The 26,346-nt window shown below is 73.3% G+C and carries 20 protein-coding genes and 1 pseudogene; 12 read left to right on the top strand and 9 right to left on the bottom strand.

The features are described from left to right. Positions 1 to 137 precede the first annotated feature (137 nt). Positions 138 to 2,315 (top strand): annotated as a pseudogene (locus amrb99_RS51855) (alpha-(1->3)-arabinofuranosyltransferase family protein); the annotation flags it as partial. 1,894 nt (positions 2,316 to 4,209) lie between these two features. Here amrb99_RS51855 and amrb99_RS51850 read toward each other — a convergent pair. After that, entirely contained in the window at positions 4,210 to 5,517 is a 1,308-nt protein-coding gene (locus amrb99_RS51850; protein ID WP_347257038.1) for an acyltransferase, read from the bottom strand. Further along, entirely contained in the window at positions 5,514 to 6,296 is a 783-nt protein-coding gene (locus tag amrb99_RS38790; protein WP_190865873.1) for a class I SAM-dependent methyltransferase, read from the bottom strand. The genes amrb99_RS51850 and amrb99_RS38790 overlap by 4 nt, the downstream gene beginning before the upstream one ends. 259 nt (positions 6,297 to 6,555) lie before the next feature. On the opposite strand from amrb99_RS38790, the gene amrb99_RS38785 reads away from it, so the two are divergent. Continuing rightward, positions 6,556 to 7,800, top strand: a complete 1,245-nt coding sequence (locus amrb99_RS38785) for a DUF3068 domain-containing protein (protein ID WP_190865871.1) — start codon at positions 6,556 to 6,558, stop codon at positions 7,798 to 7,800. A 186-nt stretch (positions 7,801 to 7,986) separates the two neighbouring features. Next, complete coding sequence (locus tag amrb99_RS38780) at positions 7,987 to 9,096, top strand: nitronate monooxygenase (protein ID WP_190865869.1); 1,110 nt, start codon at positions 7,987 to 7,989, stop codon at positions 9,094 to 9,096. A gap of 81 nt (positions 9,097 to 9,177) precedes the next feature. Here amrb99_RS38780 and amrb99_RS38775 read toward each other — a convergent pair whose 3' ends face one another. Further along, the gene (locus amrb99_RS38775; protein WP_190865866.1) at positions 9,178 to 9,621 is read right to left on the bottom strand and encodes a hypothetical protein; all 444 of its coding nucleotides are present in this window, start codon (positions 9,619 to 9,621) and stop codon (positions 9,178 to 9,180) included. Between the two features lie 149 nt (positions 9,622 to 9,770). Here amrb99_RS38775 and amrb99_RS38770 point away from each other — a divergent pair, with 149 nt between their 5' ends. Beyond that, positions 9,771 to 10,403: a flavin reductase family protein gene (locus amrb99_RS38770; RefSeq protein ID WP_190865864.1), complete on the top strand. Its 633-nt coding sequence runs from the start codon at positions 9,771 to 9,773 to the stop codon at positions 10,401 to 10,403. Between the two features lie 80 nt (positions 10,404 to 10,483). Here the strand turns inward: amrb99_RS38770 and amrb99_RS38765 are convergent, their stop codons facing one another. After that, positions 10,484 to 11,296, bottom strand: a complete 813-nt coding sequence (locus amrb99_RS38765; protein WP_190865862.1) for a crotonase/enoyl-CoA hydratase family protein — start codon at positions 11,294 to 11,296, stop codon at positions 10,484 to 10,486. Positions 11,297 to 11,451: 155 nt separating this feature from the next. On the opposite strand from amrb99_RS38765, the gene amrb99_RS38760 reads away from it, so the two are divergent. The 6 genes from amrb99_RS38760 (at position 11,452) to amrb99_RS38735 (ending at position 18,584) form a co-directional block, all read left to right on the top strand. Then, positions 11,452 to 13,017: an acyl-CoA synthetase gene (locus amrb99_RS38760; protein ID WP_190865860.1), complete on the top strand. Its 1,566-nt coding sequence runs from the start codon at positions 11,452 to 11,454 to the stop codon at positions 13,015 to 13,017. Continuing rightward, entirely contained in the window at positions 13,007 to 13,960 is a 954-nt protein-coding gene (locus amrb99_RS38755; protein ID WP_347257037.1) for an OB-fold domain-containing protein, read from the top strand. Before amrb99_RS38760 ends, amrb99_RS38755 begins: the two co-directional genes overlap by 11 nt. Beyond that, positions 13,960 to 15,012 (top strand): thiolase domain-containing protein, encoded by a 1,053-nt coding sequence (locus amrb99_RS38750; protein ID WP_190865858.1) that lies wholly within the window; start codon positions 13,960 to 13,962, stop codon positions 15,010 to 15,012. Before amrb99_RS38755 ends, amrb99_RS38750 begins: the two co-directional genes overlap by 1 nt. After that, positions 15,005 to 16,162, top strand: coding sequence for a thiolase domain-containing protein (locus amrb99_RS38745; protein WP_190865856.1), 1,158 nt, complete (start codon positions 15,005 to 15,007; stop codon positions 16,160 to 16,162). Before amrb99_RS38750 ends, amrb99_RS38745 begins: the two co-directional genes overlap by 8 nt. 93 nt (positions 16,163 to 16,255) lie before the next feature. Further along, positions 16,256 to 17,830, top strand: a complete 1,575-nt coding sequence (locus tag amrb99_RS38740) for an acyl-CoA synthetase (RefSeq protein WP_190865854.1) — start codon at positions 16,256 to 16,258, stop codon at positions 17,828 to 17,830. A gap of 283 nt (positions 17,831 to 18,113) precedes the next feature. Beyond that, positions 18,114 to 18,584, top strand: a complete 471-nt coding sequence (locus amrb99_RS38735; RefSeq protein WP_206700273.1) for a MarR family transcriptional regulator — start codon at positions 18,114 to 18,116, stop codon at positions 18,582 to 18,584. A gap of 21 nt (positions 18,585 to 18,605) precedes the next feature. Here amrb99_RS38735 and amrb99_RS38730 read toward each other — a convergent pair whose 3' ends face one another. Genes amrb99_RS38730 through amrb99_RS38720 form a run of 3 tightly spaced genes read right to left on the bottom strand, consistent with a single transcriptional unit; the run spans position 18,606 to position 22,131 of the window. Further along, positions 18,606 to 19,199: a TetR/AcrR family transcriptional regulator gene (locus amrb99_RS38730; protein ID WP_190865891.1), complete on the bottom strand. Its 594-nt coding sequence runs from the start codon at positions 19,197 to 19,199 to the stop codon at positions 18,606 to 18,608. A gap of 11 nt (positions 19,200 to 19,210) precedes the next feature. Continuing rightward, positions 19,211 to 21,328: a YhgE/Pip domain-containing protein gene (locus amrb99_RS38725; RefSeq protein WP_190865852.1), complete on the bottom strand. Its 2,118-nt coding sequence runs from the start codon at positions 21,326 to 21,328 to the stop codon at positions 19,211 to 19,213. 35 nt (positions 21,329 to 21,363) lie between these two features. After that, on the bottom strand, positions 21,364 to 22,131 hold the full coding sequence (locus amrb99_RS38720; RefSeq protein ID WP_190865850.1) for an ATP-binding cassette domain-containing protein: 768 nt from the start codon (positions 22,129 to 22,131) through the stop codon (positions 21,364 to 21,366). A gap of 207 nt (positions 22,132 to 22,338) precedes the next feature. On the opposite strand from amrb99_RS38720, the gene amrb99_RS38715 reads away from it, so the two are divergent. Together amrb99_RS38715 and amrb99_RS38710 are read left to right on the top strand one after the other, a co-directional pair. After that, the gene (locus amrb99_RS38715; RefSeq protein ID WP_190865848.1) at positions 22,339 to 22,728 is read left to right on the top strand and encodes a DoxX family protein; all 390 of its coding nucleotides are present in this window, start codon (positions 22,339 to 22,341) and stop codon (positions 22,726 to 22,728) included. A gap of 200 nt (positions 22,729 to 22,928) precedes the next feature. Continuing rightward, positions 22,929 to 24,566 (top strand): serine/threonine-protein kinase, encoded by a 1,638-nt coding sequence (locus amrb99_RS38710; RefSeq protein WP_190865846.1) that lies wholly within the window; start codon positions 22,929 to 22,931, stop codon positions 24,564 to 24,566. Between the two features lie 72 nt (positions 24,567 to 24,638). Here amrb99_RS38710 and amrb99_RS38705 read toward each other — a convergent pair whose 3' ends face one another. Together amrb99_RS38705 and amrb99_RS38700 are read right to left on the bottom strand one after the other, a co-directional pair. After that, complete coding sequence (locus tag amrb99_RS38705) at positions 24,639 to 25,460, bottom strand: hypothetical protein (RefSeq protein ID WP_190865844.1); 822 nt, start codon at positions 25,458 to 25,460, stop codon at positions 24,639 to 24,641. A 108-nt stretch (positions 25,461 to 25,568) separates the two neighbouring features. Next, a complete protein-coding gene (locus amrb99_RS38700) occupies positions 25,569 to 26,342 on the bottom strand; it encodes a hypothetical protein (RefSeq protein WP_190865842.1) in 774 nt (257 codons plus the stop codon). Positions 26,343 to 26,346: the final 4 nt, after the last annotated feature.

Genomic DNA, 26,346 nt, shown 5'->3' with positions numbered 1-26,346 from the left:
GCCCGCGCCCGCCGGACGGCCCGGACGCCGCCGCCCGGCTGCGCGAGCGGCTGCGCGTCGCGGCGTGCTGCCTGGCGCTGACCGCGCTGGCGTTCGGCACCCGGCCCGGCCTCATCCTCGCCGACACCAAGATCGACATGGCGGTGAACCCGCTCGGGTTCCTCGGCCGCGCGCTGCACCTGTGGGACGCCGAGCAGTTCGGCCAGCTGCAGAACCAGGCGGTCGGCTACCTGTTCCCGATGGGCCCGTTCCACGCGCTCGGGCACCTGGTCGGGATGCCGCCGTGGATCACCCAGCGGCTCTGGACGTCGCTGCTGCTCTGCCTGGCGTTCGCCGGGACGTGGAGGCTCGCGAACCGGCTCGGGATCGGCGGGCCCGGGAGCCGGCTGATCGCCGCGATGGCGTACGCGCTGGCGCCGAACGCCCTGGCGACCCTCGGCCAGATCTCCTCGGAGTACCTGCCGGCCGCGATGCTGCCGTGGATCGTGCTGCCGCTGGTCACCGCCGCGTCCGGCGAGGGCGGGCGGGTGCGCGCGGCGGCCCGGTCGGGGCTCGCGGTCGCCTGCTGCGGCGGCATCAACGCGACCGCCACCGTGGCGGTGCTGGTCGTCCCGCTGGTGTACGTGATCACGCGGCCGCGCGGGTCGCACCGGATCCGGCTGCTGGCGTGGTGGTCGGCGGCCACCGGCGCGGCGATGGCGTGGTGGCTCGTCCCGCTGATGCTCACCGGGACCTACGGCTTCTCCTGGCTGACCTACACCGAGAAGGCCGCGACGACGACCGCGCCGACCGGTCTGATCAACATCTTCCGGGGCGCCGAGCGCTGGGTGAACTACCTGATCGTCGACGGGCGGATCTGGTGGCCGGTGGGGCACAGCCTGTCGGTGGGGGCGCTGCCGGTCGTCTGCACCGGACTGATCGCCGCGCTCGGCCTCGCCGGGCTGCTCGGCCGGCTGCTGCCCGAGCGGACGTTCCTGCTCCTCACGCTGCTGGCCGGGGTCGCGGTCATCGCGACGGGCCACCTCAGCGACATCCCCGGCCCGTTCGCCGCGCAGGCCCGCGACCTGCTGGACGGCCCGCTCGCGCCGCTGCGCAACCTGCACAAGTTCGACGCGGTGGTCCGGATGCCGCTCGCGCTCGGGCTGGCGCACCTGCTCGTCGTGGCCGTCCGCAGGCCGGGGCGCGCGCAGGCGCGGGGCTCGGCCGGAGAGCCCCGGCCCGGCGCCGGCGCACTGCGGGCCGTGCTGAGCGTGCCCGCCGTCGCGCTGGTCGCGCTGGCCGGGATCGGCGCGACCGCCGTGTCGAACGGGCTCACCGGCCCCGGCTCCTTCCCCCAGGTGCCGAAGTACTGGCGGGACGCGGCGTCGTGGATCAACGCGCGGGCCGGCCAGCAGGGCGTGCTGGCGCTGCCCGGCGCGCCGTTCGGCGAGTACCTGTGGGGCCGGCCGATGGACGACATCGTCCAGCCGCTGCTCACGGCCCGCTGGGGCGTCCGGCAGCTCGTCCCGGCCGGGTCGCCCGGGTACACGCGGGCGCTGGACGCGATCGACCTCCAGGTCCGCTCCGGCCAGGGCTCGCCGGGCCTCGCCGCGTTCCTCGGCCGGATGGGCGTGCGGTACCTGCTCGTCCGCAACGACCTGAGCCGCGAGACGCTGCGCGGCGCCTGGCCCGCCCGGCTGCACCAGGCGCTCGCCGACTCGCCCGGCATCCGCCGGGCCGCCTCGTTCGGCGCGCCCGTCGGCGGCGACCTCGTGGACGACGCCGTCTCCGCCACCGACCAGAGGTACCCCGCGCTGGAGGTCTACGAGGTCTCCGGCGCCGACGACGTCGCGAACCTGTCGGACGCGTCCGGCGCCCTCCGCGTGTACGGCGGGCCGGAGTCGCTGCTGGCGATGGCCGACGACCGGGCGCTGCCGTCCGGGCCCGTCCTGCTCGACGACGACGCCCCCGACCTCGGCGGCGAACCCGTCGTGACCGACTCGCCCCGCCTGCTGAAACGCAACTACGGCGAGCTCCACCAGACCTCGCCGACGCTGACGCGGGCGCACCGGGGGCAGGCCACCGATGTCCTCGACGAGGGCTGGAACCGGTACACCACGCACGTCACCTACGGCGGCGGCGTCCGCGACGTCACGGCGTCGTCGTCGGCGGCGAGCGATGACGCCATCCCGCAGTCCCGCAAGCCGGGCGCGGAGCCGTACGCGGCGCTGGACGGCGACCCGTTCACCGCGTGGCAGACCGGCGGCTGGAACGGGCCGGTCGGGCAGTGGCTCCGGGTCGACTTCGACAAACCGCGCGACGTCCGCGACCTGACCGCCGTGTTCGACCAGGACTCCACGCTCGGCCCGGCCGTCGCGCGGGTCGCGGTGCAGACCGAGACCGGCACCGTGGAGCAGGACGTCCAGCGGACCTCGTCCCCCCAGCCGCTGCGCGCCCCGCAAGGGGCCAGCCGCTGGCTGAAGCTGCGCATCGCCGGCCTCGCGACCAGGCCGGCGGTGCCCGCCTTCGCGCGCGCCGGGGTGTCCGAGCTGAGCATCGGCGGCGTCCGCCCGACCCGCACGTACACGCTGCCCGCGCCGTCCGGGGTGAAGGGCCGGGCCACCTACGTGATGGGCCGGGCGCCCGGCGGCACGTCCGCGTGCATGCGGGGCAGCGCCCGCTGGGTGTGCTCGTCCGCCCTCGCGAACGACGACGAGGAGGGCGACGGCCTCGACCGCGCCTACACCTCCGCCGTGTCCGGGAAGGCGCCGCTCACCGGCACCGCCGTCCTCACCGACGAGCGGCTGATCGCCCAGTACACCGCCGTGGCGGGGCAGCCGCTCGTCACCGCCACCTCCGTCCAGTCCGACCACCCCGCCGACCAGGCGCGGTCGGCGTTCGACGGGGACCCGTCCACCACCTGGATCGCCGCGGACAAGGACAAGGCGGCCGCGATCTCCGTGCGGTGGAAGGGCCGCAAGCGGCTGTCGAAGCTCACGCTGAGCCGCCCGCCCGGCGCGTCCGGCCCGGTCCGGGTGCGGGTCGAGGGGCAGAACGGCGAGTACCGCGAGGGCCTGTCCGACGGGCTGGGCCGGCTGTCGTTCGCCCCGATGACCACCGACCGGCTGACCGTCACCTTCACCAAGGACGACCAGACCGGGCCGGTGCAGCTGACCGACCTCATCGTCCCCGGCGTCCGGCCGCTGCCGGATGTGGCGGACTATCCGCTGACGCTGGCCTGCGGGTACGGGCCGAAGGTCCGGGTGGACGGGACGACCGTGCAGACCAAGGCCACCGGCACCTTCGGCGACCTGCTCGCCGGCCGGCCGCTGCGGTTCGCCGCCTGCCGCCAGGCGCCGCTGAAGGCCGGCCTCAACCACCTGACCTCGGTGCCGCTCGACGCGTACCGCATCGACACGGTGACCGTCGGCCCGCAGGCGATCGCGAGCGGCACGGGCACGGGCGGCACCGGCACGAGCGGTACCGGCACGAGCGGCACGGACGCGGGCGCGCCGCAGCCGGTCAAGGTGCTGAGCTGGGGGTCCGGCTCCCGCAAGCTGGAGATCGACGCCGCGAGGAGCTCGTTCCTCACCGTGAACGAGAACTTCAACACCGGCTGGCGCGCCACCGTGGGCGGCACCGCGCTGCGCGCCGTCCGGCTCGACGGCTGGAAGCAGGGCTGGCTCGTCCCCGCCGGGACGAAGGGCACGGTCCAGCTCACTTACACGCCGGACCGGTCGCAGCGGATCGCCGTGGTCGCGGGGCTCAACCTGCTGCTCGTGCTGCTGCTGGTCGCCGTCTGGCCGGCGCGGGAACGGCGCGAAGCGGGACCGCCGGGCGGCCGCGCCCTGGTCGCCGGGACCGGCTGGCCCGCCTGGGCCGCGGTCGGCCTCGCCGCCGCGCTCGGCGGCTGGATCGCCGGAATCCCCGGCCTCGCCGTCACCGCCGTCGTGGCGGTCGTCTGCGGCTGGGCGAGGACCGGGCGGGCCTGGCCGCTGCGCGCGCTCTCGTCCTCCTGGACGGTCGTGCTCGCGATGGTCGCCGGGGCCGGCTGCCTCGCCGCCGGGAACCGGTTCGGGCTGCTGGACAACCCCTCCAAGCCGGACGGCCTGCTCGGCGACGCCGTGCCGCAGCTGCTCGGGCTGGTGATCGTCGGACGGGTCGCGGTGGAGCTGTGGCGGCCCCGGCCGCGCGGCGGGCCGGACGGCGCGTCCGGCGGCCGGATCGCGCTCAGCTGGGCCGCCCCCGGGCAGGAGCCCGCCGGGACCGCGCCCGCGGCGCCACCGGGTCCGGAACCGTCCGGCCGGGATCGTCGCCGCCGCGGCCGCCGCGCGGGCGGCGCCGGCGCAGCAGCGCCATCACCGGCTTCTCCACCAGGTAGTAGCTCGCCGTCGCCGCTGCGATGGACGCCGCCGCCAGCAGGGGCAGATCCGTCAGGACGTGCCCCCGGTACATCCGGTCCGCCGCGTCGTACCAGGCCAGAAGAATGATCATCTGCCAGAGGAAGACGCCGTAGGAGATCCGGCCGAGGAAGCGCATCACCCGGTTGCCGAGCACCCCCTCGATCACCGGATGCCCGGCCGGCGCGAACGCGATCGGCGCGACCAGGGCGACCGCGACGAGCCCGAACACCACCAGGTGCAGGACGGACGTCCACAGCGCGTCCGGCGTCTGCAGGGTGTACGGGCCGGTCGCGGGCGTCGCGGCCACCACGTACAGCATCGCCGCCGCCGCCCAGCAGGCGCCCCACGAGTCGGCGACGGCCCGGCACATCGCCGCGACCGGGCGCCGCTGGTCGAGCCGCGCCCACACCGTCACCACGGCCATCGCCATGCCGATCGCGAACCACACGAAGAAGTGCGGCAGCCACAGGCCCATCTGCGTGTGCCGGTCCGGCACGAACATGAAGACCACGTACACGAAGGAGAGCGCCCCGTACACGCCGATCGCGCGCAGCAGCCGCTTCGCCCGCACGCCCGGGTCGCGCGTCGGGACGCGCCTGGCGTACCAGGTCAGCAGCGGCGCGGTCAGCGGCAGCAGCGCGTACCAGGCGGCCTCGACCACCAGGCTCCACGTCTGCCCGATGCGGGCCGGGCCGAGGCCGCCGCCCCACCAGGGGTCCGGCAGGTACGTCTGCGTCAGCGTCAGCAGCGAACCCCAGGTCAGCGGGTCGCCGAGGTGCCCGCGCGCGGACGTGGCCATGAAGACGACGATCAGCGCCCAGTACGCGGGCATGATCCGCAGGACGCGCTTGAGCAGGTACTCGCCGGTGCGCGGCGCGGCCCGGCCGTCCAGCGCCGCCGCCGCCCACGGGCGGTAGAGCAGCAGGCCGGAGAGCGTGAAGAAGATCGGCACGCCGACCTGGCCGCCGTTGAACAGCCAGCCGGAGCCGCCCTCCCGGGTCATCGCCCCGGACGCGCTCGCCACGTGGAACGCGAGGACGGCCAGCGCGGCGAGCGCCCGGACGCCGTCCAGCGCGTCCTGGTGCCCGGCGATCGGCGGCGGGGCCGGCCCGGCCTGCGGCGGCGCGGGCCTCACGGGCCGGTCTTCCGCAGCACGAGCAGCAGGTTCCAGGTCGCGACCTCCCGCAGGGCCGGGACGCGGACGATCACCGACGCCCAGCGCGGCAGGTAGCGGGGCACCGCGGCCACGACCTCGACGTCGCGGTTGCCGCGCGCCCAGGCGAGCGCCGCCGACACCGACACCGGGTGCAGGCTCGTGCCGTACCGGTTCCTCGGCGGCCGTCCCGTGCGGCGCTCGTAGCGGCGGGCGGCCCGGTCGCCGCCGAGGTAGTGCCAGGGCGACGTCTCGTGGCCGCCCCACGGCGACAGCCAGTTGGTGAACGACAGGAACACCAGCCCGCCGGGACGCGTCACGCGGACCATCTCGCCGGCCATCCGCCACGGGTCGGGCACGTGCTCCAGGACGTTGGACGAGAAGCACACGTCGGCCGAGCCCGTCCGGTACGGCAGGGCCAGCGCGCTGGCGACGAGCGTGTTCGGCGCCGGAGGCCCGAGCGCGGTCAGCTCCTTGATGTCGTGGTCGATGCCGGTGCATCGCGCCCCGGCCTTTTCGAGCGCGCGCGCGAATTGGCCGAGTCCGGTCCCGACGTCGATGACGGTGGCGCCGTCCAGGCGGGTGTACGTGCCGAGCTGCGCGACGGTGTCCTGCGCCATCAGCCCGTAGAAGTACTCCGGGTCGGTGCCCTCGCGGCGGAACGCACTGAAGAGCCGGAGGCACCGGCCGAGCGTGGCGCGGTGGCCCGGCGCGGCGCGACCGTCCTGCTCGGGCGCCGAGGCAGCTGCCGGCCAGTCCATGGGCAACCTCACGGATCACGGGGAGTACAGGCGGAGCTTACCGGCCGGTACGCGGTCGCCGGGAGCGGTCGCCGGCCCGTCCCCGGGGATGCGCCGACCGCGCCCCCGGCCCATGGCCAATATGGGAGGATTCTTCGGATTTGCACGTTGAGTGGCCGGTGCTATTGGACGGGCGGTTTGGCAAGTCCTGTAGCCTGACCGCGCACGCCGGAATCCGGCCTCACGGCCCGGGGAACGGACCGCAGTCCCGGAGGTGTTCATGCGGCGACCGGTGGTCGGCCTGATCCTGATCGGCCTGGGCGCCTTCTTTCTCGCGCTCGCGCCCATGGTCCGGTTCTACGTGGCCGACCAGGTGGTGCAGGCGCCCCTGAACCGCTACCAGGTCACCCGGCTGGAGTCGCCGAACAGCACCTACTTCGACCAGTCCGACCTGAAGCTGAAGAACGGCGTCACGCTGCGCGCCAACAACACCATCCGCGGCGACGTGCGGGCCAACGGCGGCAACAACAAGATCGCCGTCTGGGACTCCACCACCGACATCTACGACCAGGCCAAGCCCGACACCCCGGTGCAGATCCAGAAGTTCCGGATCGCGTTCGACCGGCGGACGGGCGTCCTCGTCAACTGCTGCGGCGCCAACGTCGAGGGCGACAGCACCGTCCGCATGTCGGGGTACGGGCTGCTGTTCCCGATCGGGAACGTGCAGAAGCGCGACTACCCGTTCTTCGACATGACCACCAAGCAGCAGGCGCCGATGCAGTACGGCGGGGTCGAGCGGGTGCACGGCCTCGCGACCTACCGGTTCACCCAGCACATCCCGCTGACCAAGACGGCCGCGCTCGACACCAAGATGCCGGCGAGCATGCTGGGGCTGCCGGCCGACAAGGGCAACCAGAAGGCCGACCGCTACACCGAGGCCTACAACACGATGTGGGTCGACCCGCGCACCGGCATCCCGGTCAAGCAGCGGGAGAACATCCGCAGCTGGGTGCAGACCCCGGACGGCAAGGGCAAGATGATCGTCGCCCAGGCCGACCTGATCACCCTCGACAAGGACCAGCGGGGCCTCGTCTCGATGGCGGACAAGACCGCGCTGCAGATCGACCTGGTGCGCAGCTACATCCCGGCGGGCGCGGTGTTCGTCGGCCTGGTGCTGCTGCTGGCCGGCGGCCTCCTCGGGCTGATGCGCGACCGGACGCCGCCGAAGATCGAGGCGCCGCGCCGCCCCGACGGCAAGTTCGGCGACGCGGGCCCGCCCAAGCCCTCCGGTGCCCCGGGCGCACCCGGCGCCGCAGCGGCTCCCGGCGCGCCCGCCGCGGCCGCGACGGCATCGGCGGCCGCTCCGCCCGGTTCGTTCGCGGCCCGCGCCGCCGCCCCGGACGCACCGGGCGCCCAGAGCGACAAGGGCGCGGCTCCGGCGCCGTCCAAGGGTGCGGGCAGGCCGCAGGCGCGGCGGGTGCCGTCCGACGGCCGCCAGCGCCGCCTGCCGTCGCGGCGCCGCTGAGCCCCCTCCCCGTCCACCAGGCCCCGCAGGCCCCTCCGGGCCGCGGGGCCTTCGTGTGTCCCCCCTCACGCTGATACGTGTTCTAGAGCCGACCGGACGCCCTGGCCGGGCTGTTCTACGTGCCTCACTGATTTCCTCAACTAGAACCTGTTGCAGTTTTGCAGGGAGCCGCCTAGGGTCGAGGCTGTGCGGACACGAGTCACCGAACAATTCGGCATCGAGTACCCGATCTTTGCGTTCAGTCACTGCCGCGACGTCGTCGCGGCGGTGAGCCGCGCCGGCGGCATGGGCGTCCTCGGCGCCCTGTACTTCACCCCCGAGGAGCTCGAGCTCGAGCTCAAGTGGATCGACGAGCACGTCGGCGGCAAGCCGTACGGCGTGGACGTGGTGATGCCCGCCAAGTACGAGGGCGCCGACCTCGGCGACGCCGAGGAACTGGTCGGCAAGCTCCAGGGCATGATCCCGGCCGAGCACCGCAAGTTCCTGGAGGACCTGCTCCAGGAGCACGGCGTCGAGCCGTCCACCGAGAGCGCGAGCAAGGTGCTGCTCGGCTGGACCGACCAGACGGCCCGGCCGCAGGTCGACATCGCGCTCAAGCACCCGATCGCGCTGCTGGCGAGCGCCCTCGGCCCGCCCCCGGCCGACGTCGCCGAGCTGGCCCACCAGCACGGCGTCAAGGTCGGCGGCCTGGCCTCCAACGCGCGGCACGCCCGCAAGCAGGTCGAGGCCGGCGTGGACATCATCATCGCGCAGGGCACCGAGGCCGGCGGCCACACCGGCGACGTGTCCACGATGGTGCTGATCCCCGAGGTCGTGGACGCGGTCGGCGAGGACACGATCGTCCTCGCGGCGGGCGGCATCGGCCGGGGCCGGCAGATGGCCGCCGGCCTCGCGCTCGGCGCCGACGGCGTCTGGACGGGCTCCATCTGGCTGACCGTGGACGAGGCCGACACCCCCGAGCGGGCGCTGCCGAAGCTGCTCGCGGCCACCTCCCGCGACACCGTCCGGTCCCGCGCCTGGACCGGCAAGCCCGCCCGGTTCCTCAAGACCGCGTGGACCGAGGCGTGGGAGAGCGAGAAGTCCCCGGGCTACCTGCCGATGCCCATGCAGTTCATGCTGATCGCCGACGCGCTGCCGCGCATCGCCCGGTCCGGCGACGGCGAGCTGGTCACCTTCCCGGTCGGCCAGATCGTCGGCTCCATGAACCAGGTGAAGCCCGCCGCCCAAGTCGTCTACGACCTGATCGAGGAGTACGTCGAGTCGATCGAACGGCTCAACGCGATCACCGAAGGCTGACCCCGCAAGGGCAGGGACGGCGGCCGGGGCGCGACGCCCCGGCCGCCGCCGCATTCTCGGCCGCCGCCGCTCTCCCGGCGGTCAGAAGCGGGTCATCCACGACAGGGCCCGCGCGACGACGTAGTAGACCACGCCCGCGATCGCCCAGTTGATGTAGAGCTGCTCCTTCGGGTCCGACCGCGTGAACGCGTCGTGGAACGGCGTCGCGAGCCAGCGGCCCGTGTTGAGCGTCGCGTGCACCAGGTCGTTGCCCGGATTCGCGCCGCCCCAGGTCAGCAGCATCCCGAGGGCGAGGATGAACGCCGCCGCCCAGCCCGCCGCCAGGATCATCGCGCTGACGGGGTTGTGCCGGCCGCGCCGCCACCGCCGCGGTCTCCGCACCACGACGGTCTTCCCTGCGCTCTCGTCCGAGGGCGCCGCCGCGGCCGTCCGCCGGGGCCACGCCCAGCGTCTCCGGGGCTCCGCCGGCGGCTCCTCGGTCGCCGTCCGTCCCCGTCCCAGGTACCGTCCCATCTGGAGGGCCATCGCTCGCTCATTCCTTCCATGACCGGCTCGCGTCCAGCCCTGCCACGGAAGGGGGCGCGCAAACGCCGCCCCTTTTACGGACGGCCCGATACCCGCCCGCGATCACATTTCAGCCGGCGTCGAAACGACCCCGCCCTACGCTTCCGATCATGGAACCCGCGGTCACCGCCCTGCCGGAGCACGTCGCCATCGAGCCGAGCGTCCTGTACTTCGGAACCCCGGTCGTCCTCCTGACCAGTGCGAACGAGGACGGCTCGGACAACCTCGCGCCGATGTCGTCGGCGTGGGCGCTCGGCCGGACGGTCGTGCTCGGGCTCGGCGCCGAGGGGCAGACCGCTCGCAACCTCCAGGAGCGTCCCGAACTGGTGATCAACGTTCCGGGCCCGGAGCAGTGGCGGGCCGTGGAGCGGCTGGCGCCGCTCACGGGACGCGACCCGGTGCCCGCGGCGAAGGCGGGCGTCTTCCGGTTCGAGCGCGACAAGTTCGCCGCCGCCGGGCTGCGGCCCCAGCCGTCCGAGACCGTCGGGCCGTCACGGGTCGCCGAATGCCCGCTGCAACTGGAGGCCCGCGCCGAACGGGTGCGCCCCGGAGCGTCCGGCGGGTTCGTCATCGCCGAGGCCGAGGTGCTGCGGGTGCACGCCGACCCGCGCATCGTCGTGCCGGGCACCCACCACGTGGACCCGGCCGAGTGGAGCCCGCTCATCTACAACTTCCGGCACTACTTCGGCCTCGGCCCCGAGCTCGGCCACACCTTCCGCAGCGAGACCCCGCGAACCAAGTGACCCGCCTCTCGCGCGACCGGGGCGCTCCCTGACGGGCTCCGCGCCCCGGACGCCGGGCTCCGCGCCCCGGACCGCGGGCGCTACTTGCCGTGGTAGATGGGGGCGCGCTTCTCCTTGAAGGCCTTCGAGCCCTCCTTGGCGTCCTCGGTGGCGAAGACGGGCCAGCCGATCTCGTCGGAGACCTTGAGGGCCTCCTCCTCGGGGAGGTGCTCGGTCTCGCGGACGGCGCGCAGGATGGCCTGGACGGCCAGCGGCGCGCACGCGGCGATCCGGTCGGCCATCTCGCGGGCGGCGGCGAGGGCCTGCCCGTCCGGCACCACCTGGTTGATCAGGCCCATGGCGAGGGCCTCCTGCGGGGTCACCTCGCGGGCGGTGAGCAGGATGTCGAGGGCGGCGGCGTAGCCGATCTGGCGGGGGAGGCGGACGGCGGACCCGCCCATCGGGAACAGGCCGCGCTTGGCCTCGAAGAGGCCGAGGGTGGCGCCCTCGGCGACGACGCGCAGGTCCGTGCCGGCGAGCAGCTCGGTGCCGCCGGCGACGGCGTAGCCCTCGATGGCGCAGATGAGCGGCTTGGTCGGGCGGCCGTCGCGGAGCAGGCCCTTCCAATGGTAGTCGGGGATCTGCGCGGCGCGCTCGGCGACGCGGGGGTCGGACGGCGGCTGCGACATGGCCTTGAGGTCGGCGCCGGCGCAGAAGGTGCCGTCGGCCCCGGTGAGGATGCCGACGCGGACCTCGGGGGTGTCGGACATGTAGGCCCAGGCGTCGGCGAGGCCGACCAGCATGGCCGTGCTGAGCGCGTTGCGCGCCTCCGGGCGGTTCATCGTGACGATGACGACGTGGCCGTCCCGCTCGACGGTGCAGTGCTCGGTGCTGATCGGCAGCAGCTCGGCCATGGAAGTCCTCCTGCGATGGGCAAAACAAGAACAGATTCTAGTTAAGGCGATGCGCTACCGGTAGGGGTTGCCCTGCAAAACGAGAACGTGATCTACTTTGGTCGCCGGGCGCCGCCGGCAGGCGGTGCTCACCGTGATCACGCAAGGGAGATCCGATGGGGTCGTTGGGCTTTTGGCGGTTGGCGCAAGCCGATCCCGAGTGGGTCGCCGCCGTCGATCCGGACGGTGCGCAGTACTCCGCGGGCGACCTGCTGGCCCGCTCGAACCGGCTCGTCCACGGGCTCCGCGAGCTCGGTCTCAAGGACGGCGACGGCATCTGCGGGCTCGTCCCGAACGGCGTCGAGGGGCTCGTCCTCTACCTGGCGGCGCTGCAGGCCGGCTGGTACTACACGCCGATCAACTGGCATCTGACCGGCCCGGAGATCGGCTACATCGTCGCCGACAGCGAGGCCAAGGCGTTCTTCGTGCACGAGCGGTACGCCGCCGAGGGCGTGCGCGCCGCCGACGAGGCGGGGCTCGACGCGCACCGCCGGTTCGGGTTCGGGAAGGTCGAGGGCTTCCGGCCCTACGCCGAGCTGGTGGACGGGCAGCCGGACACGCTGCCGGAGAACCGCAGCGCCGGCGCGACGATGCACTACACGTCGGGCACGACGGGACGGCCGAAGGGCGTCAAGCGCGCGCTGACCGGGCTCGACCCCGACGACAGCGCCGAGCTGATGACGTTCCTGCTCGGCCTGTTCGGGATGACGCCGGGACGGCCGGCGGGCGGCGAGCACCAGGCGCACCTGATCACGTCGCCGAACTACCACACCGCCGTCACCCAGTTCGGCGGGACGGCGCTGCAGATGGGCCACACCCTCGTCTACATGGACAAGTGGGAGGCCGAGGAGACGCTGAAGCTGATCCAGGAGCACCGGATCAGCAACACCCACATGGTCCCGACGCACTTCAAGCGGCTGCTGGCGCTGCCGGAGGAGGTGCGGGGCAAGTACGACGTGTCGTCGATGAAGTGGGCGATCCACGCGGCGGCGCCCTGCCCCGTCCCGATCAAGCAGCAGATGCTCGACTGGTGGGGCGACTGCATCTGGGAGTACTACGCGGCCACCGAGGGCGGCGGCACGATCGCCAGCCCGCAGGACTGGCGCGCCCACCCCGGCACGGTCGGCAACGCGTGGGCGATCAGCGAGCTGCTCATCGTCGACGACGACGGCAACGAGGTCCCGACCGGGCAGCACGGCACCATCTACATGAAGATGGCCGGCGTCCAGTTCGAGTACAAGGGCGACAAGGAGAAGACGGAGAAGAACCGGCTCCGCGACTTCTTCACGGTCGGCGACATCGGCTACCTGACCGAGGACGGGTTCCTGTTCCTGTCCGACCGGAAGGCCGACATGATCATCTCGGGCGGGGCGAACATCTACCCCGCCGAGATCGAGAACGAGATCACCCTGCATCCCAAGGTCGCGGACGTCGCCGTGTTCGGCATCCCCGACGACGAGTGGGGCGAGCAGATCAAGGCCGTGGTCGAGCCCGCCGAGGGCGCCGAGCCCGGGCCCGCGCTCGCCGAGGAGATCCTGGCGTCCCTGGAGGGCCGGCTGGCGAAGATGAAGTGGCCGAAGACCATCGACTTCATCGAGACCATGCCGCGCGAGCCCAACGGCAAGCTGCTCAAGCGCAAGCTGCGGGACCCGTACTGGAAGGACCGCGACAGTGCCATCTGAGACCACGCAGGCGTCCGAGGCGGCGGTCAACCACGTCGTCGAGTTCCCCGGCGGCTACACCCGCTCGGTCGGACCGGTGATCGGGCGCTTCCTGAGCGAGCTGCGCGACGGCCGGTTGGTCGGCGTCCGCACCGCCGGCGGGCGGGTGCTCGTCCCGCCGTCGGAGTACGACCCGGAGACCGGCGAGGACGTCACCGGCGAGTTCGTCGAGGTCGGCCCGTCCGGGACCGTGACGACCTGGTCGTGGGTGCCGAACCCGGCGAAGGAGCACCCGTTCGACCGGCCGTTCGCGTGGGCGCTGATCCGCCCGGACGGCGCCGACACGGCGCTGCTCCACGCCCTCGACCTCGGCGTCTTCGAGGCGGGCGCGAAGCCCCCGAAGACCCTCAAGACGGGGATGCGGGTGCGGCCGAGGTACCGCGCGGAGCGCACCGGGACGATCGGCGACATCGAGTGCTTCCAGCCCGAGGTCACCATGATCAACCCGCAGGCGAGCCTGGAGTTCCGGCTGAAGGGCGGCAAGGCGCTCGGCCGGTTCCTCGACGGCATCGCCGAGGGCCGCATCATCGGGCAGCGCTGCCCGGTGTGCGAGAAGGTCATCGTCCCGATGAAGGGGTTCTGCACGCGCGACGGCGTGCCCACGACCGAGGAGGTGGAGCTGCCCGACACCGGCACCGTCACCACCTTCGCGGTCAACAACATCCCCGACCCGCGCGCCCCCGAGGTGCCGTTCGTGTCCGGCTACGTCCTGCTGGACGGCGCGGGCCTGACGATGCTGACGCTCATCGCCGGCGTCCCGGCCGACCAGGTGCGGATGGGCATGCGGGTGAAGGCGGCGTGGCGGCCCCGCGAGGAGTGGGACCGGTCGATGGCCAACATCAAGTGGTTCGAGCCGATCGACGAGCCCGACGTCCCCTTCGAAGAGATCAAGGACTTCATGTAATGCGTGATGTCGCAGTCGTCGCGTTCGTGCAGAGCCACCACACCGCCGAGGACCAGGGGCTCGCGGAGACCGAGATCGTCCTGCCGGTGATCACCGAGATCAAGGAGCGGACGGGCCTGTCCCGCTTCGGGTTCACCTGCTCGGGCTCGTGCGACTACCTGCAGGGCGCGCCGTTCGCGTTCGTGTCCGCGCTCGACACGCTGGGCGCGTGGCCGCCGATCTCCGAGAGCCACGTCGAGATGGACGGTGCGTGGGCGCTGTACGAGGCGTGGGTGAAGCTCCAGATCGGCGCGATCGACACCGCGCTGGTGTACGGGTTCGGCAAGTCGTCCCAGGGCGACCTGCGCGCGATCATGAACCAGCAGCTCGACCCGTACACGCTGGCCCCGCTCGGCGTCGACCAGGTGTCGATGGCCGCCATGCAGGCCCGCGCGTACATGGACAAGGCGGGCGTGAAGGAGGACGACCTGCGCGCCGTCGCGGCGCGGTCCCGGGCGGCCGGCCGCGAGAACCCGTTCGCGCTGCACCTGCCGGACCCGGAAGGGTCCGCCGATGAGCAGGACTACGACGTGGCGCCGCTGCACCCCTACGACGTCGCGCCCATCACCGACGGCGCGGCGGCGATCGTCCTCGCCGCGGGAGACAAGGCGCGGGAGCTGTGCGAGCGGCCCGCGTGGATCACCGGGATCGACCACCGCACCGAGCCGCACGCGCTCGGCGTCCGCGACCTGACCCGGTCCGAGGCCGCCCGCATCGCGGGGGAGAGGGCCGGCGCGGCCGGGGTCGAGATCGCGGAGCTGCACGCGCAGTTCAGCCATGAGGAGCTGATCCTGCGCGAGGCGCTCGGCCTGGGCGACGGCGTGGCGGTCAACCCGTCCGGCGGGGCGCTGTCGGCGAACCCGGTGATGGCGGCGGGCCTCATCCGCATCGGCGAGGCCGCGTCCCGCATCCACGACGGGACGGCGTCCCGGACGCTCGGGCACGCCGCGTCCGGCCCCTGCCTGCAGCAGAACCTCGTCTGCGTGATGTCGGGAGAGAAGAACAATGGCTAACCCCTGTGCGGTCATCGGCGTCGGGCAGACCCAGTACAAGACCAAGCGGCTGGACGTGTCGATGGCGGGCCTGCTGCGCGAGGCGGCCCGCCGCGCCCTCGACGACGCCGGGCTGACCTGGAAGGACATCGACGCGATCGTGGTCGGCAAGGCGCCCGACCTGTTCGAGGGCGTCGTGATGCCGGAGCTGTTCCTGGCGGACGCGCTCGGCGCGACCGGCAAGCCGCTGATGCGGGTGCACACGGCCGGCTCGGTGGGCGGGTCCACGGCGATCGTCGCGGCGAACCTGATCCAGTCCGGCGTGCACGACCGGGTCCTCACGATCGCGTGGGAGAAGCAGTCGGAGTCGAACGCGACGTGGGCGCTGACGGTGAACGGGCCGTTCACGACGTCCCTCGTCGTCGGGGCGGGCGGGTACTTCGCCCCGCACATCCGCGCCTACATGGCCCGGTCCGGCGCGCCCGACCACATCGGCACGCTCGTCGCGGTGAAGGACCGGCAGAACGCGCTGCGGAACCCGTACGCGCACCTGAAGATCCCCGGTATCTCCCGCGAGATGGTCGAGTCGACGCCGATGCTGTGGGAGCCGATCCGCTACCTGGAGACCTGCCCGTCGTCCGACGGCGCCTGCGCGATGGTGCTGGCGTCGGAGGACGCGGCGAAGAAGGCGCCGGGCAAGCCCGCCTGGGTGCACGGCACGTCGATGCGGTCGGAGCCGATGCAGTTCGCGGGCCGCGACAGCGTCAGCCCGCAGGGCGGCAAGGACGCGGCGGCGGACGTGTACAAGCAGGCCGGCATCACCGACCCGCGCCGCGAGCTGGACTGCGCCGAGGTGTACGTGCCGTTCTCCTGGTACGAGCCGATGTGGCTGGAGAACCTCGGGTTCTGCGGCGACAACGAGGGCTGGAAGCTCACCGAGGCCGGCGCGACGGCGTTCGACGGGGACATCCCGTGGAACCCCTCCGGCGGCGTGCTGTCGTCCAACCCGATCGGCGCGTCCGGCATGATCCGGTTCGCGGAGGCGGCGCTGCAGGTCCGCGGGCAGGCCGGCGAGCATCAGGTGGACGGCGCGCGGCGCGCCCTCGGCCACGCCTACGGCGGCGGCGCCCAGTTCTTCGCGATGTGGATCGTCGGCGGCGACAAGCCCTGATCCATCCCGGCTCCCGTCCTTTCCCTGTCCCGTGTTCCCCTGGGGGCGACCCCAGGCCCCGTAGGCGCGAATACCCCCTCCGGAGGACGTCCGATGGAGTACAACCACGCTGATCTGTTCGAAGGAGTCGCGGACGCGATCGGCGACCGCGTCGCGGTGGTCTGCGGCGACCGGCGGCTCACCTACGCCGAGCTGGACGAGCACGCCAACCGGCTCGCGCACCACCTGGAGTCGGCGGGCGTGCGGCCCGGGCAGCACGTGGCGATGCAGCTGTACAACGGCGTCGAGTACGCGGCGGCGCTGCTGGCGGCGATGAAGATCCGGGCCGTGCCGATCAACGTGAACTACCGGTACGTCGAGACGGAGCTGCTCTACATCTACCAGGACTCCGACAGCGTCGCGCTGCTGTACGACGTGGAGTTCGAGGAGCGGGTCGCCGCGACGGTCCCGGAGGCGCCGGAGCTGCGGCACCTGATCGCGGTGGGCGGCGAGCCGTCGATCGACGGCGCCGTCCGCTACGACGAGGCGCTGGCGGCGCAGCCGGGGACGCGCGGGTTCCCGGCCCGCTCGGCCGACGACACCTACATCATCTACACGGGCGGGACGACCGGGATGCCGAAGGGCGTCATGTGGTCGAGCGAGCAGATGCTGCTGGCGTTCTGGAACCCGACGTTCCCGCGGCCGACCAGGCCGGAGGACGTCGTCGACCTGGCCCGCAACGGCGGTCCGATGATCATGATGCCGATCGCGCCGCTGATGCACGGCGCCGCGCAGATGGCCACGTGGATCGCCTGGTTCATGGGCGCCACGCTGGTCTACGCGCGCAAGTTCGACGCGGCGGAGATCTGGCGGACGATCGAGCGGGAGAAGGTCAACTCGCTGACGATCACCGGGGACGCGATGGCGATCCCGATGGCGGAGGAGCTGGCGCGCGGCGGGTACGACACGTCGTCGCTGCTGGCGTTCGTGTCGACGGGCGCGATCCTGACCGGGACGGTCCGCGACCGGATCCAGGCGCTGCTGCCGAACACGATGATCCTGGACCGGTTCGGGTCGACGGAGTCGGGCTCGACGGCGGAGGCGACGGCGGGCTCCACGCCGGAGAAGGGCCTGAAGTTCGCGCCGGACGTGGAGAACGTGACGGTCCTGGACGACGCGCTCCAGCCGGTGAAGCCGGGGTCCGGGGTGATCGGGCAGGTCGCGCGCACGGGCTACATCGCGCACGGCTACTACAACGACCCGGAGAAGACGGCCCGGACGTTCCCGGTCGTCGACGGGAAGCGGTGGCTGCTCACCGGCGACATCGCGACGGTGGAGGAGGACGGGACGATCGCCGTCTATGGGCGGGGGTCGCAGGCCATCAACACCGGCGGCGAGAAGGTGTTCCCGGAGGAGGTCGAGGCCGTCCTCAAGGGGCATCCGGGCGTGTACGACGCGGTGGTGACGAGCGTTCCGGACGAGCGCTGGGGCAACCGGGTCGCGGCGGTGATCCAGCCGTCGGGCGAGCGGCCGTCGGCCGAGGACCTGGACGCGCACTGCCGCAAGGAGCTGTCGGGCTACAAGGTCCCGCGCGTGTACGCGTTCGTCCCGGAGATGAAGCGGTCGCCGGCCGGGAAGGCGGACTACCGGTGGGCGAAGCAGATCGCCGGCGAGGCGGACGGCGGGTGACCCTTGCGCCGGTGGGTGAGCGGGCGCCGGTGGGTGAGCGGGGTCGGCGGGTGAGAGGGGCCGGATAGGGGGCGGCCCCGAACCTTCGTGGGATCCGGGGCCAGGAGCGGACCGCCTGTTTAGTGGTCCTAACAAAAACCAGTTTAGTGGCGCTCTGTTCCTGCCCGGTTCCTCCGCGGTGTCTGCTTCGACACAGCCGGGGCCGTCCCCCGGCTGGTCCGTTCCGTCCCCGGCGCACTAGACTGAGCCTCTCTATTTCAGAGAAAAGAACGAGGGGTGGGGCGTGGCGATCCCGGACCGCGAGCGGATGATGGCGGAACTGCAGGCGGGGATGCAGCGCTCGACGATGTTCACCGTGCTGCTGCATCACGCGACCGCGAGCAAGGCGGGGATGAACGTCACCGACGCGCAGTGCGTCAACGCGCTCACCCTGGACGGCCCGCAGACCCCCGGCCGGCTCGCCGAGCTGATGGGCATCACGACCGGCGGCGCCATCACCGCCGTGATCGACCGGCTGGAGAAGGCCGGCTACGTCAAGCGGACCCGCGACCCCGACGACCGCCGCCGCGTGATCGTCGAGCTCGTCCCGGAGAACGTCGCCCGGTTCGGCGAGTACTTCGAGCCGATCGCCCGCGTCTTCCGCGAGCGCCTCGCGTCCTACTCCGACGAGCAGGTCGCCGTCCTCCTCGACTGGATCAGCGCCAACAACGCCGCGATGCCCGGCGTGATCGAGCAGGTCCGCAACCTGCCCTGACCCGCCGTCGGCCTCCGGGGCTCACCGGGCCGTGAGGCGGCCGCGCAGCAGGTCCATCAGGGTGGCGTGGACGTCGGCGAAGGAGCGGTCGGGGTCGAGGGCGCGCCAGTCGAGCGCGACGGTGAGCACCATGCCGAACACGGCGGACGCGGCGGTGCCGGTGTCGAGGTCGGCGCGCAGGTCGCCCGCCTCGACCGCGGCGCGCAGCACGTCCGCGACCACGCCGATGGCGCGCTCCCGGATGAGCCGGGCGGTGTGCTGCCAGTCGCCGCCCGACCGCCACGTCTCGGCGATCAGCAGCCGCGCGAACGACTCGTGCTCCCCGATGAACGCCAGCTCGGCGCTCACCACCGCCTCCAGCGCGTCCAGCGGCGGGCGGCCGGACGCGGCGTCCCGCAGCGCGGCGGCGAGCCGCTCCACCCCGTACTCCAGCAGCGCCGCGAACAGCGCCGCCTTGCTGCCGAAGTTGTAGTAGACGGTGCCCTTGGCGACCCCGGCGCGGTCGGCGATCTGGTCGACGGTGGTGGCGGCGAGCCCGCTCTCCGCGATCAGCTCGATCGCCGCGGTGAACAGCTTCTCCCGCGTCGCGCTGCGCGCCACGTCCCTGCCTCCCACGGTCGGGCCTTCTAGAGCTCCAGCGCCGGGTGCAGGCGTTTCATCGTCCAGACCCGGTTGTGCCGGACGGCCAGGGCGGTGAGCGCGAGCCCGCCCGCCAGGAACGCCGCCAGCACCGCACAACCCTGCCATACCGAGGTCAGGTCACCGCCACTGATCAGGTGCCGGACGGCGTCGACGACCCACGGCATCGGCAGCCACGGCCGGATCGCCTGGAAGAAGCCGGGGCTGGTCTCGATCGGGTAGGTGCCGGCGGCGGAGGTGAGCTGGAGCATCAGCAGCGCCAGCGCGATGATCCGGCCGATCGGCCCGAACCGGGCGTTCACCCACTGGATCACGGCGAGGAACGCGGCGGACGCCAGCACCAGGAAGCCGGCGAGCCCGGCCCAGTGCTCGGCGCGCAGCCCGAGCGCGAAGTGCAGGACGGCCAGCACGACGCAGGCCTGGGCGGCGCCGACCGCGGCGGCGGGCAGCCAGCCGGCGAGGGCGACGCGGCGGCCCGGCGCGGTGCCCGCGAGCGCGCGCGGGTTCAGCGGCCGCAGCAGCATGTAGATGATCATCCCGCCGACCCAGAGGGACAGCGGCACGAAGAACGGCGCGAAGCCGGTGCCGTAGTTCGGCGCCTTGTTCTCCGTCGAGGACGCCAGCCGGACCGGGTTGCTCATCATGTCGTCGCGCGCGTTCCGCTCGCCGTCGCCGTAGGACGGGACCTGGGCGGCGCCCTCGTCCAGGCCGTGGGCGAGCCGCTGATTGCCGTCGGCGATCTGCGCGAGCGCCGTCTCCAGCGTCACCGCGCCGCCGGAGAGCCGCCCGAGCCCGTCCTCCAGCTGCCCCGCGCCGCCCGACAGCGTGCCGAGACCGTTCGTGAGCTGCGACGATCCGGACAGCAGCTGGCCGGCGCCCGCGTTCACCTGCTTCGTCCCGGCGTTGAGGCGGTCGACGTCGCGGCGCGCCTTCTCGACCTTCGCGGCGAGGGTCGGGGCGTCCTCGGCGAGTTTCCGGGCGGCGGTCCCGACCGTCCGGGCGTCGGCGGCGACCTTGCGCAGGTCGCCGGTGTGGTCGCGGACGTAGCCGTCCACCTGCCGCGCGACGGTGACGACCCGCGCGGCGGCCCGGGTCAGGTCCTGCCGGACGTTCGCCGGGACCTCCGGGTGCGCGGCGAGGTAGGTCTCCAGCTCGGCCTGCGCCCTCTCGGCCTGCTTCACGGCGGCGCCGGTCTGCTCGGGAAGCCGTCCGGCGCCGTCGGCGAGGACGTCCGCGCCCCGCGCGACCAGCAGCGCGGCCTGCCGGATCTCCGGCGCGCGGTCGCGCAGCAGCGGGACGAGGGTGTCGCCGGCCTTGTCGACGGTGGTGGTCAGCCGCTGCATGCCGGCCGCGACCTGCCCGGTTCCGGTGCGCAGGTCGTCCAGCCCGGACGTGAGCCGCCCGCTGCCGGAGCGGGCCTCGTCGATACCGCCCTTGAGCTTGCCCGCGCCGGACTTCGCGTCGCCCGCGCCCTTCGCGAGCTTCCCTGCGCCGTCGTGCGCCTGCCCGGAGCCGTCCGCCAGCTCGCCGGCGCCTTCGGCGGCCTTGCCGAGCCTGGTGTGGAGCTTGTCGAACGACAGGAAGATCTGGTCCAGGTAGCCGCGCACCGCGTTCCCGCCCGCGGCGGCGCTGATCTCCTTGAACGCGGCCTGCGCGAGCGTCCCGACGACGTAGTTGTTCGCGTCGTTCATCTGGAGCCGGAGCCCCGCCGCCGTCGGCGTCCCGTTCCCGGACGGCGAGGCGATGCGCGCGCTGAAGTCCGCCGGGATCGTCAGCGACATGTAGTACTTCCCGGACCGGACGCCCTTCGCGGCCTTGTCCGCCGAGACCGTCTTCCAGTCGAAGACCTGCCGCTTCTTCAGCTCGTCCGCGAGGTCGGCGCCCGCGTGCACGGTCCTGCCGCCGGCCTTGGCGGGCCGGTCCTCGACGACGAGGGCCACCGGCACGTGCCGGAGCCGGGCGTACGGGTCCCAGAACGACCACAGGTACAGGCCGGCGTACAGCAGCGGCAGCAGCACCAGCCCGGCCAGCGCGATGCGCGTCAGCCGGTTCCGTGCGAACCGGCGCAGTTCCAGACCGCCCGGCGTCAGTGCGGGAAGCCTCATCGGGGGGATCTCCCTAGGTCTTATTTCACGATGGTTCAGGGCAGCCGGACGGTCTGGGCGAAGCCCTCGGCCGGGGCCGGGTCGTGGCAGGCGGCGATGACGGTCACGCCGGAGTCGGCGATGGCGCGGAGACGGCGCCAGAGCGCGCGCTGCCGGTCGGGGGGAAGGCCCTCGTCGACGTCGTCCAGGAGCAGGACGCGGGGTTCGCCGACGAGCGCGAGGGCGGCGCCCAGCAACTGCGCCTCGTCGGGGTCGAGGTCTTCGGCGAGGGTGCGGGGATCCGCGTCCAGCCCCGCGCGGTCGAGGGCGGCGCGCATACGGGCGTCCCGCCCGCGGAAGCGGCCGAGGATCCCCTCGTGGAGCGCGAGCGCCTCCCGCACGTGCTCCCGGACGGTCAGCGCCGGATCGAGCCCGGTCACCCCGGGGACGATCCCGAGCGCCGCGATCCGCTGGACGGCCCGCAGGTCGTCCAGCGCGATCCCGCCGACGCTGCCGGTGCCGCCGGTCGGCTTCATCCGCCCGCCGAGGGCGAGCAGGAGCGCGGTGCGCCCGGACCCGGCGATGCCGCTCACCGCGGCGAGGCCGCCGGCGGGGACGTCGAGGTCGACGTCGTGGAACACCGGTCCGCGGGCGCCGCGCAGCGACAGCCCGCGGGTGCGGACGGCCGCCGCCGCGCGGCTCCCGGCGGCGCCGCGTCCGGCTCCGGGACGGCCCCCGCCAGTCCCGGAGCCGCGGGAGGGTCCAGAGACGGCCGCGGCGGTCCCCCCGGCCGCGGCGACCGCCCCTGGAGTCTCGGATGCCATCGGTACCTCCGCGGAGCGTTTTTGCACTGACCGGTCAGTACAAAGATAGCTCTGCCGGAAAACCGAACACATCCGACGAATCGGTGACATCAGACACGTGACCGCTCCGCCGCCCGCCACACAGGTCAACAGGGGTGACCTCGGTCACATCCGTTCGGCGGGGCGCGGCACTATTGGACGCGCAGTCTGATCTGCCAGACTTCGGGCATGACCGACTCGTCGCGCGCCACCCGCCGGCTCGCCGCCCTCATGGCGGGGATGGGCGCCGCCCACCTGATCGCCCCGAGGCCGTTCGACGCGCTCGTCCCGAGGCGGCTGCCCGGCAGCCCCCGGACCTGGACCTACGCCAGCGGCGTCGCCGAACTCGCGTGCGCCGCGGCGGTCGCCTTCCCCCGCACCCGCCGCACCGGCGCCCTCGCCACGGCCGGGCTCATGGCCGCGGTCTTCCCGGCCAACATCAAGATGGCCTACGACTGGCGCGACAAGCCGCTGCCGCTCCGCGCCGCCGCCTACGGCCGCCTCCCCTTTCAGGCGCCCCTCATCGGCTGGGCCCTCCACGTCGCCCGCAAAGCCGGCTCGGCGCACCCCGCCGACTGACCCCGCCGACTGACCCTGCTGACTGCCCACTGCCGACTGACCCCCCTTCCGACTGCGCGCACCCTGCCGACCGAGCGCACCCGCTGACCGGAAGCGACCGCGGGTAGGCGGGGGCCGCGTGCCCCACCGCGTTGGCCCGACACGGTCGGGGATGACATGATTTCCGCCGTCCCCGACACAACGGCCCGGGAGGGCGGACCGTGGAACCAGTGCGTCCCGAGGATCCTGCGGAGATCGGCGGGTACCCCGTGCTCGCGCGCATCGGCGCGGGCGGCATGGGCCAGGTCTACCTCGGCGCCACCGGCGGCGGACGGCACGTCGCGCTCAAGGTGATCCGGGACGACTTCGAGAACCCGCAGGCGCTCGCCCGGTTCCGCCGCGAGGTCGCGACCGTCGAGCGGGTCCGCAGCCGGTTCGCCGCCGCGATGGTGGGCGCCGGGCTGGACGCGCCGCCGTACTGGCTGGCGACCGAGTACGTCCCGGGCCCGACCCTCCGGCAGGCCGTCGCGCAGTACGGGCCGCTGCCGCCGGACACCTGCCTGCGGCTCCTCGCGGCGCTGGCGGAGGGCCTGCTCGAGATCCACCGCCAGGGCGTGCAGCACCGCGACCTCAAGCCCGGCAACGTGATCCTCGCGCCGGACGGCCCCCGGCTGATCGACTTCGGCATCGCGCGCGGCGAGGGGCAGACGCAGATCACCCAGACCGGAGCGTGGAACGGCACGCCCGGCTACGTCGCGCCCGAGGTGGTGCGCGAGCAGCTGCCGCTCCCGGCCTCCGACGTGTTCTCCCTCGCCGGGACGATCGCCTACGCCGCGACGGGACGGCCGCCGTTCGGCGGCGGGCGGATCGAGGCGATCATCCACCGGACGCTGAGCGGCGAGATCGACGTCGCCGGCGTCGACCCGCGCGTCGCGGACCTCGTCCGGGAGTGCGCGCGGAAGGAGCCGGGCGACCGCATCCCGCTGGAACGGCTCGCCGGGGTGGCGGCGGGCGCCGGCGCCCTCGCGCAGGACCCCGTGTACCGGCGGCTTGTCGGTGCGCCTCCGATGCTGCCCGTGACCGTCGCGCAGGCCGCCGCGGTCGGGCTCGTCCCGCCCGACCGCACGCGGACCCCGGGCCTGACCGGCGGACGCCGCCGCGCCGCCGTCATCGCGGCGGGCGCCGGGGTCGTCGCCGTCGTGCTGGCGGTCGCGCTCGCCGCCCGCCTCGGCTTCGACGGCAAGGACGACGGCGGGCACCGGGACGCGGGCGGGCCGTCCGCCGGCTCGGGCGAGAGCCCCGGCACGAGGACGAGCGGGACGGCCGCGGACGGTCCGCAGACCGGTGCCGGCGCGACGCGCTCCCCGGCCTCGGGCACGACCGGCGGGAACGGCGTCCCGCCCGACAAGATCCTCGTGAAGCAGCCCACCAACGACTTCGGTCAGCTGGCCTGGACGAAGGCGAACTTCAACTGCCTGCCCGCCGTCCGCCCGGAGGACGACGCCCTCGCGAGCGACCTGCAGACCTCCGCACCGCGCACGCCCTACGGAGGCAAGACCGTCGAGCTGGGCGCCCGCTTCAAGTACAAGTCGCCGTCGCGCTACTACCTGGCGGTCCAGGTCCGCCCGCCGGCGGGGATGGGCGGGAACGCGGTCACCGGCATCGTCAACAGCAAGCCGCGTCTCTATCCGGGCGAGAGCGGGTGGCTCTACGTGCACTACCCCGCGGACTTCAAGTGGAGCGGCGCCGGAAGCGAGGCGTTCGACCTCACCAAGGGCGACTGGACGGTCATCTGGATGCACGTCCGCTCGAACGGCGACGCCTACTACCTGGGCTGCGACGGCTTCACGGTGAAGTGAACCCGCCCGGCCGGCCGTGAAGCGGGCGGGCCGGTCCGCCCCGGACGGAGCGGACCGGCCGAGGAGCCCCGGCTACTTCGCTCTGTACTTCGCGGACGTCTTGGCCAGCGAAGGGTAGTTCTGGTACTTCGAGTACGACTCGAAGATCGCGGTGTTCGTGCCCGCCGGGGACGGCAGGCCCGCCCGGAAGTCGGCGATCCCGTTGAGGATGCCGTTCCATCCGCAGCCCGACGACTTCGGCACGGCGAACGCGTTGTCGACCGGGGTGGAGGCGAGGACCCCGTTGTCGAGCACGTGCGGCCCCGTACCGGTGATCGGCTTGTTCGGCGGCGGCGGGTCCGTCGTGGCGTAGGTGAGGTTCAGCACGATCGGGTCCGCGTCGCTTCCGATGAAGCAGGTGTCGCCGAGCAGCGGGTTGATCGTCTTGATCTTGAGCTTGAGGCGGAGCGCGACCTCGCCCTCCGGGGACAGCTCCGGGTCGGCGGCCAGCTGCGGCTGCGCGCTGATCTGCAGCAGCGGGATGAAGTCGGACCCGTCGATGCCGAGGACGCCGCCCTTCACGCGCTGCGGTTCGGCCCGCATCGGGCCGAACACGGCCCACTGCTCCAGGGTGACCGGGTCGTAGCCGTTCGCCCAGGTCATCTTGATCGGCTGGGTGATCGTCTGGTCGATCGACCCGATCTTCAGCTCCCCGCCGCCGATCACCGTGACGGTGCACAGCGCGAAGGCCGGGTCGTATCCCGCCGGCAGCTGGTCGGGGGTCGGGCAGTCGTTGAAGTCCAGGCCGGGCGGGACGTCGTCGGCGCTCGCCGGCCGGGTCAGGCCGGTGAGCGCCAGGGCGGCGAGCCCGGCGCCGAGCGCCGCGGCGGTGAACCGCCTGAAGGGTGCTCTCATCGTCTCAACTCCATGGAGGGGGGTGGAAGGCCCGCGCCCCCGCGGCGGGGAGGGGCGGGCGCGGGCCGGGCGCGGCGCCGCGGTCGGGCGCCGCGCTAGGGCGCTGCGCTAGGGCAGGTCGGTGTAGGTCTTGTAGGCCACGTACTGGTTGAAGATCGCCGTGTTGTGCCCGGCGGCCGAGGGCAGCCCGGCGTACAGGTTGACGGCCCAGTTCTCGACGCCGAGATCCAGTCCGCAGCCGTCGGCCTTCGGCACGGCGAAGGCGTTGTCGACCACGGTGGTCTTGAGGACGGTCGGGTTGGTGCCGACGACCTCGGGCGGCGTACCGGAGATCGGGGTGTTCGGCGGCGGGGGGCTCGTCGTGCCGGGCGTGAGGTGCAGCGCGATCGGCTTCGTGTTGGACCCGATGTAGCACTTGCCGCCGAGCAGCGGGTTCTGCACGTTGACCTTGAGGTTCAGGTTCAGCGTGCCGCCGTCGGTGTTGAGGCCGCCCGCGTACTGCGGCTGGGCGTAGACCGCCGTGACGAACGGGTCGCCGAACAGCCCCGGCTGCACCTGGAACCGGCTCGCCTTGAACGAGCCGAAGATCGTGTACTCCTCCAGCGTCACGGGGTCGAAGCCGGTGGTGTAGGTGAGCGTGATCGGCGAGGAGATCGTCTCCTTGATGGACCCGAGCTGCATCGTCCCGCCGGTGGTCACGGCGACGTTGCACTGCGCGTACGCCGGGTCGGCGCCGGAGGGCAGGGCCGGGCAGGCGGAGAAGTCGAAGGACGGCAGGGTGTCGGCGGACGCGGCGGGGGCGGTGGCGAGCCCGCCGAGCAGGCCGCCGGCGACGGTGAGGGCGGCGGCGCCGGCCTGGAGGCGGCGGAGGGAGAGGCGCATGGGT

The organism is Actinomadura sp. RB99 (assembly GCF_014706005.1).
Classification (GTDB): domain Bacteria; phylum Actinomycetota; class Actinomycetes; order Streptosporangiales; family Streptosporangiaceae; genus Spirillospora.
Note: the sequence above shows the minus strand (reverse complement) of the source record. Positions and strands in the feature narration are given on the sequence as shown.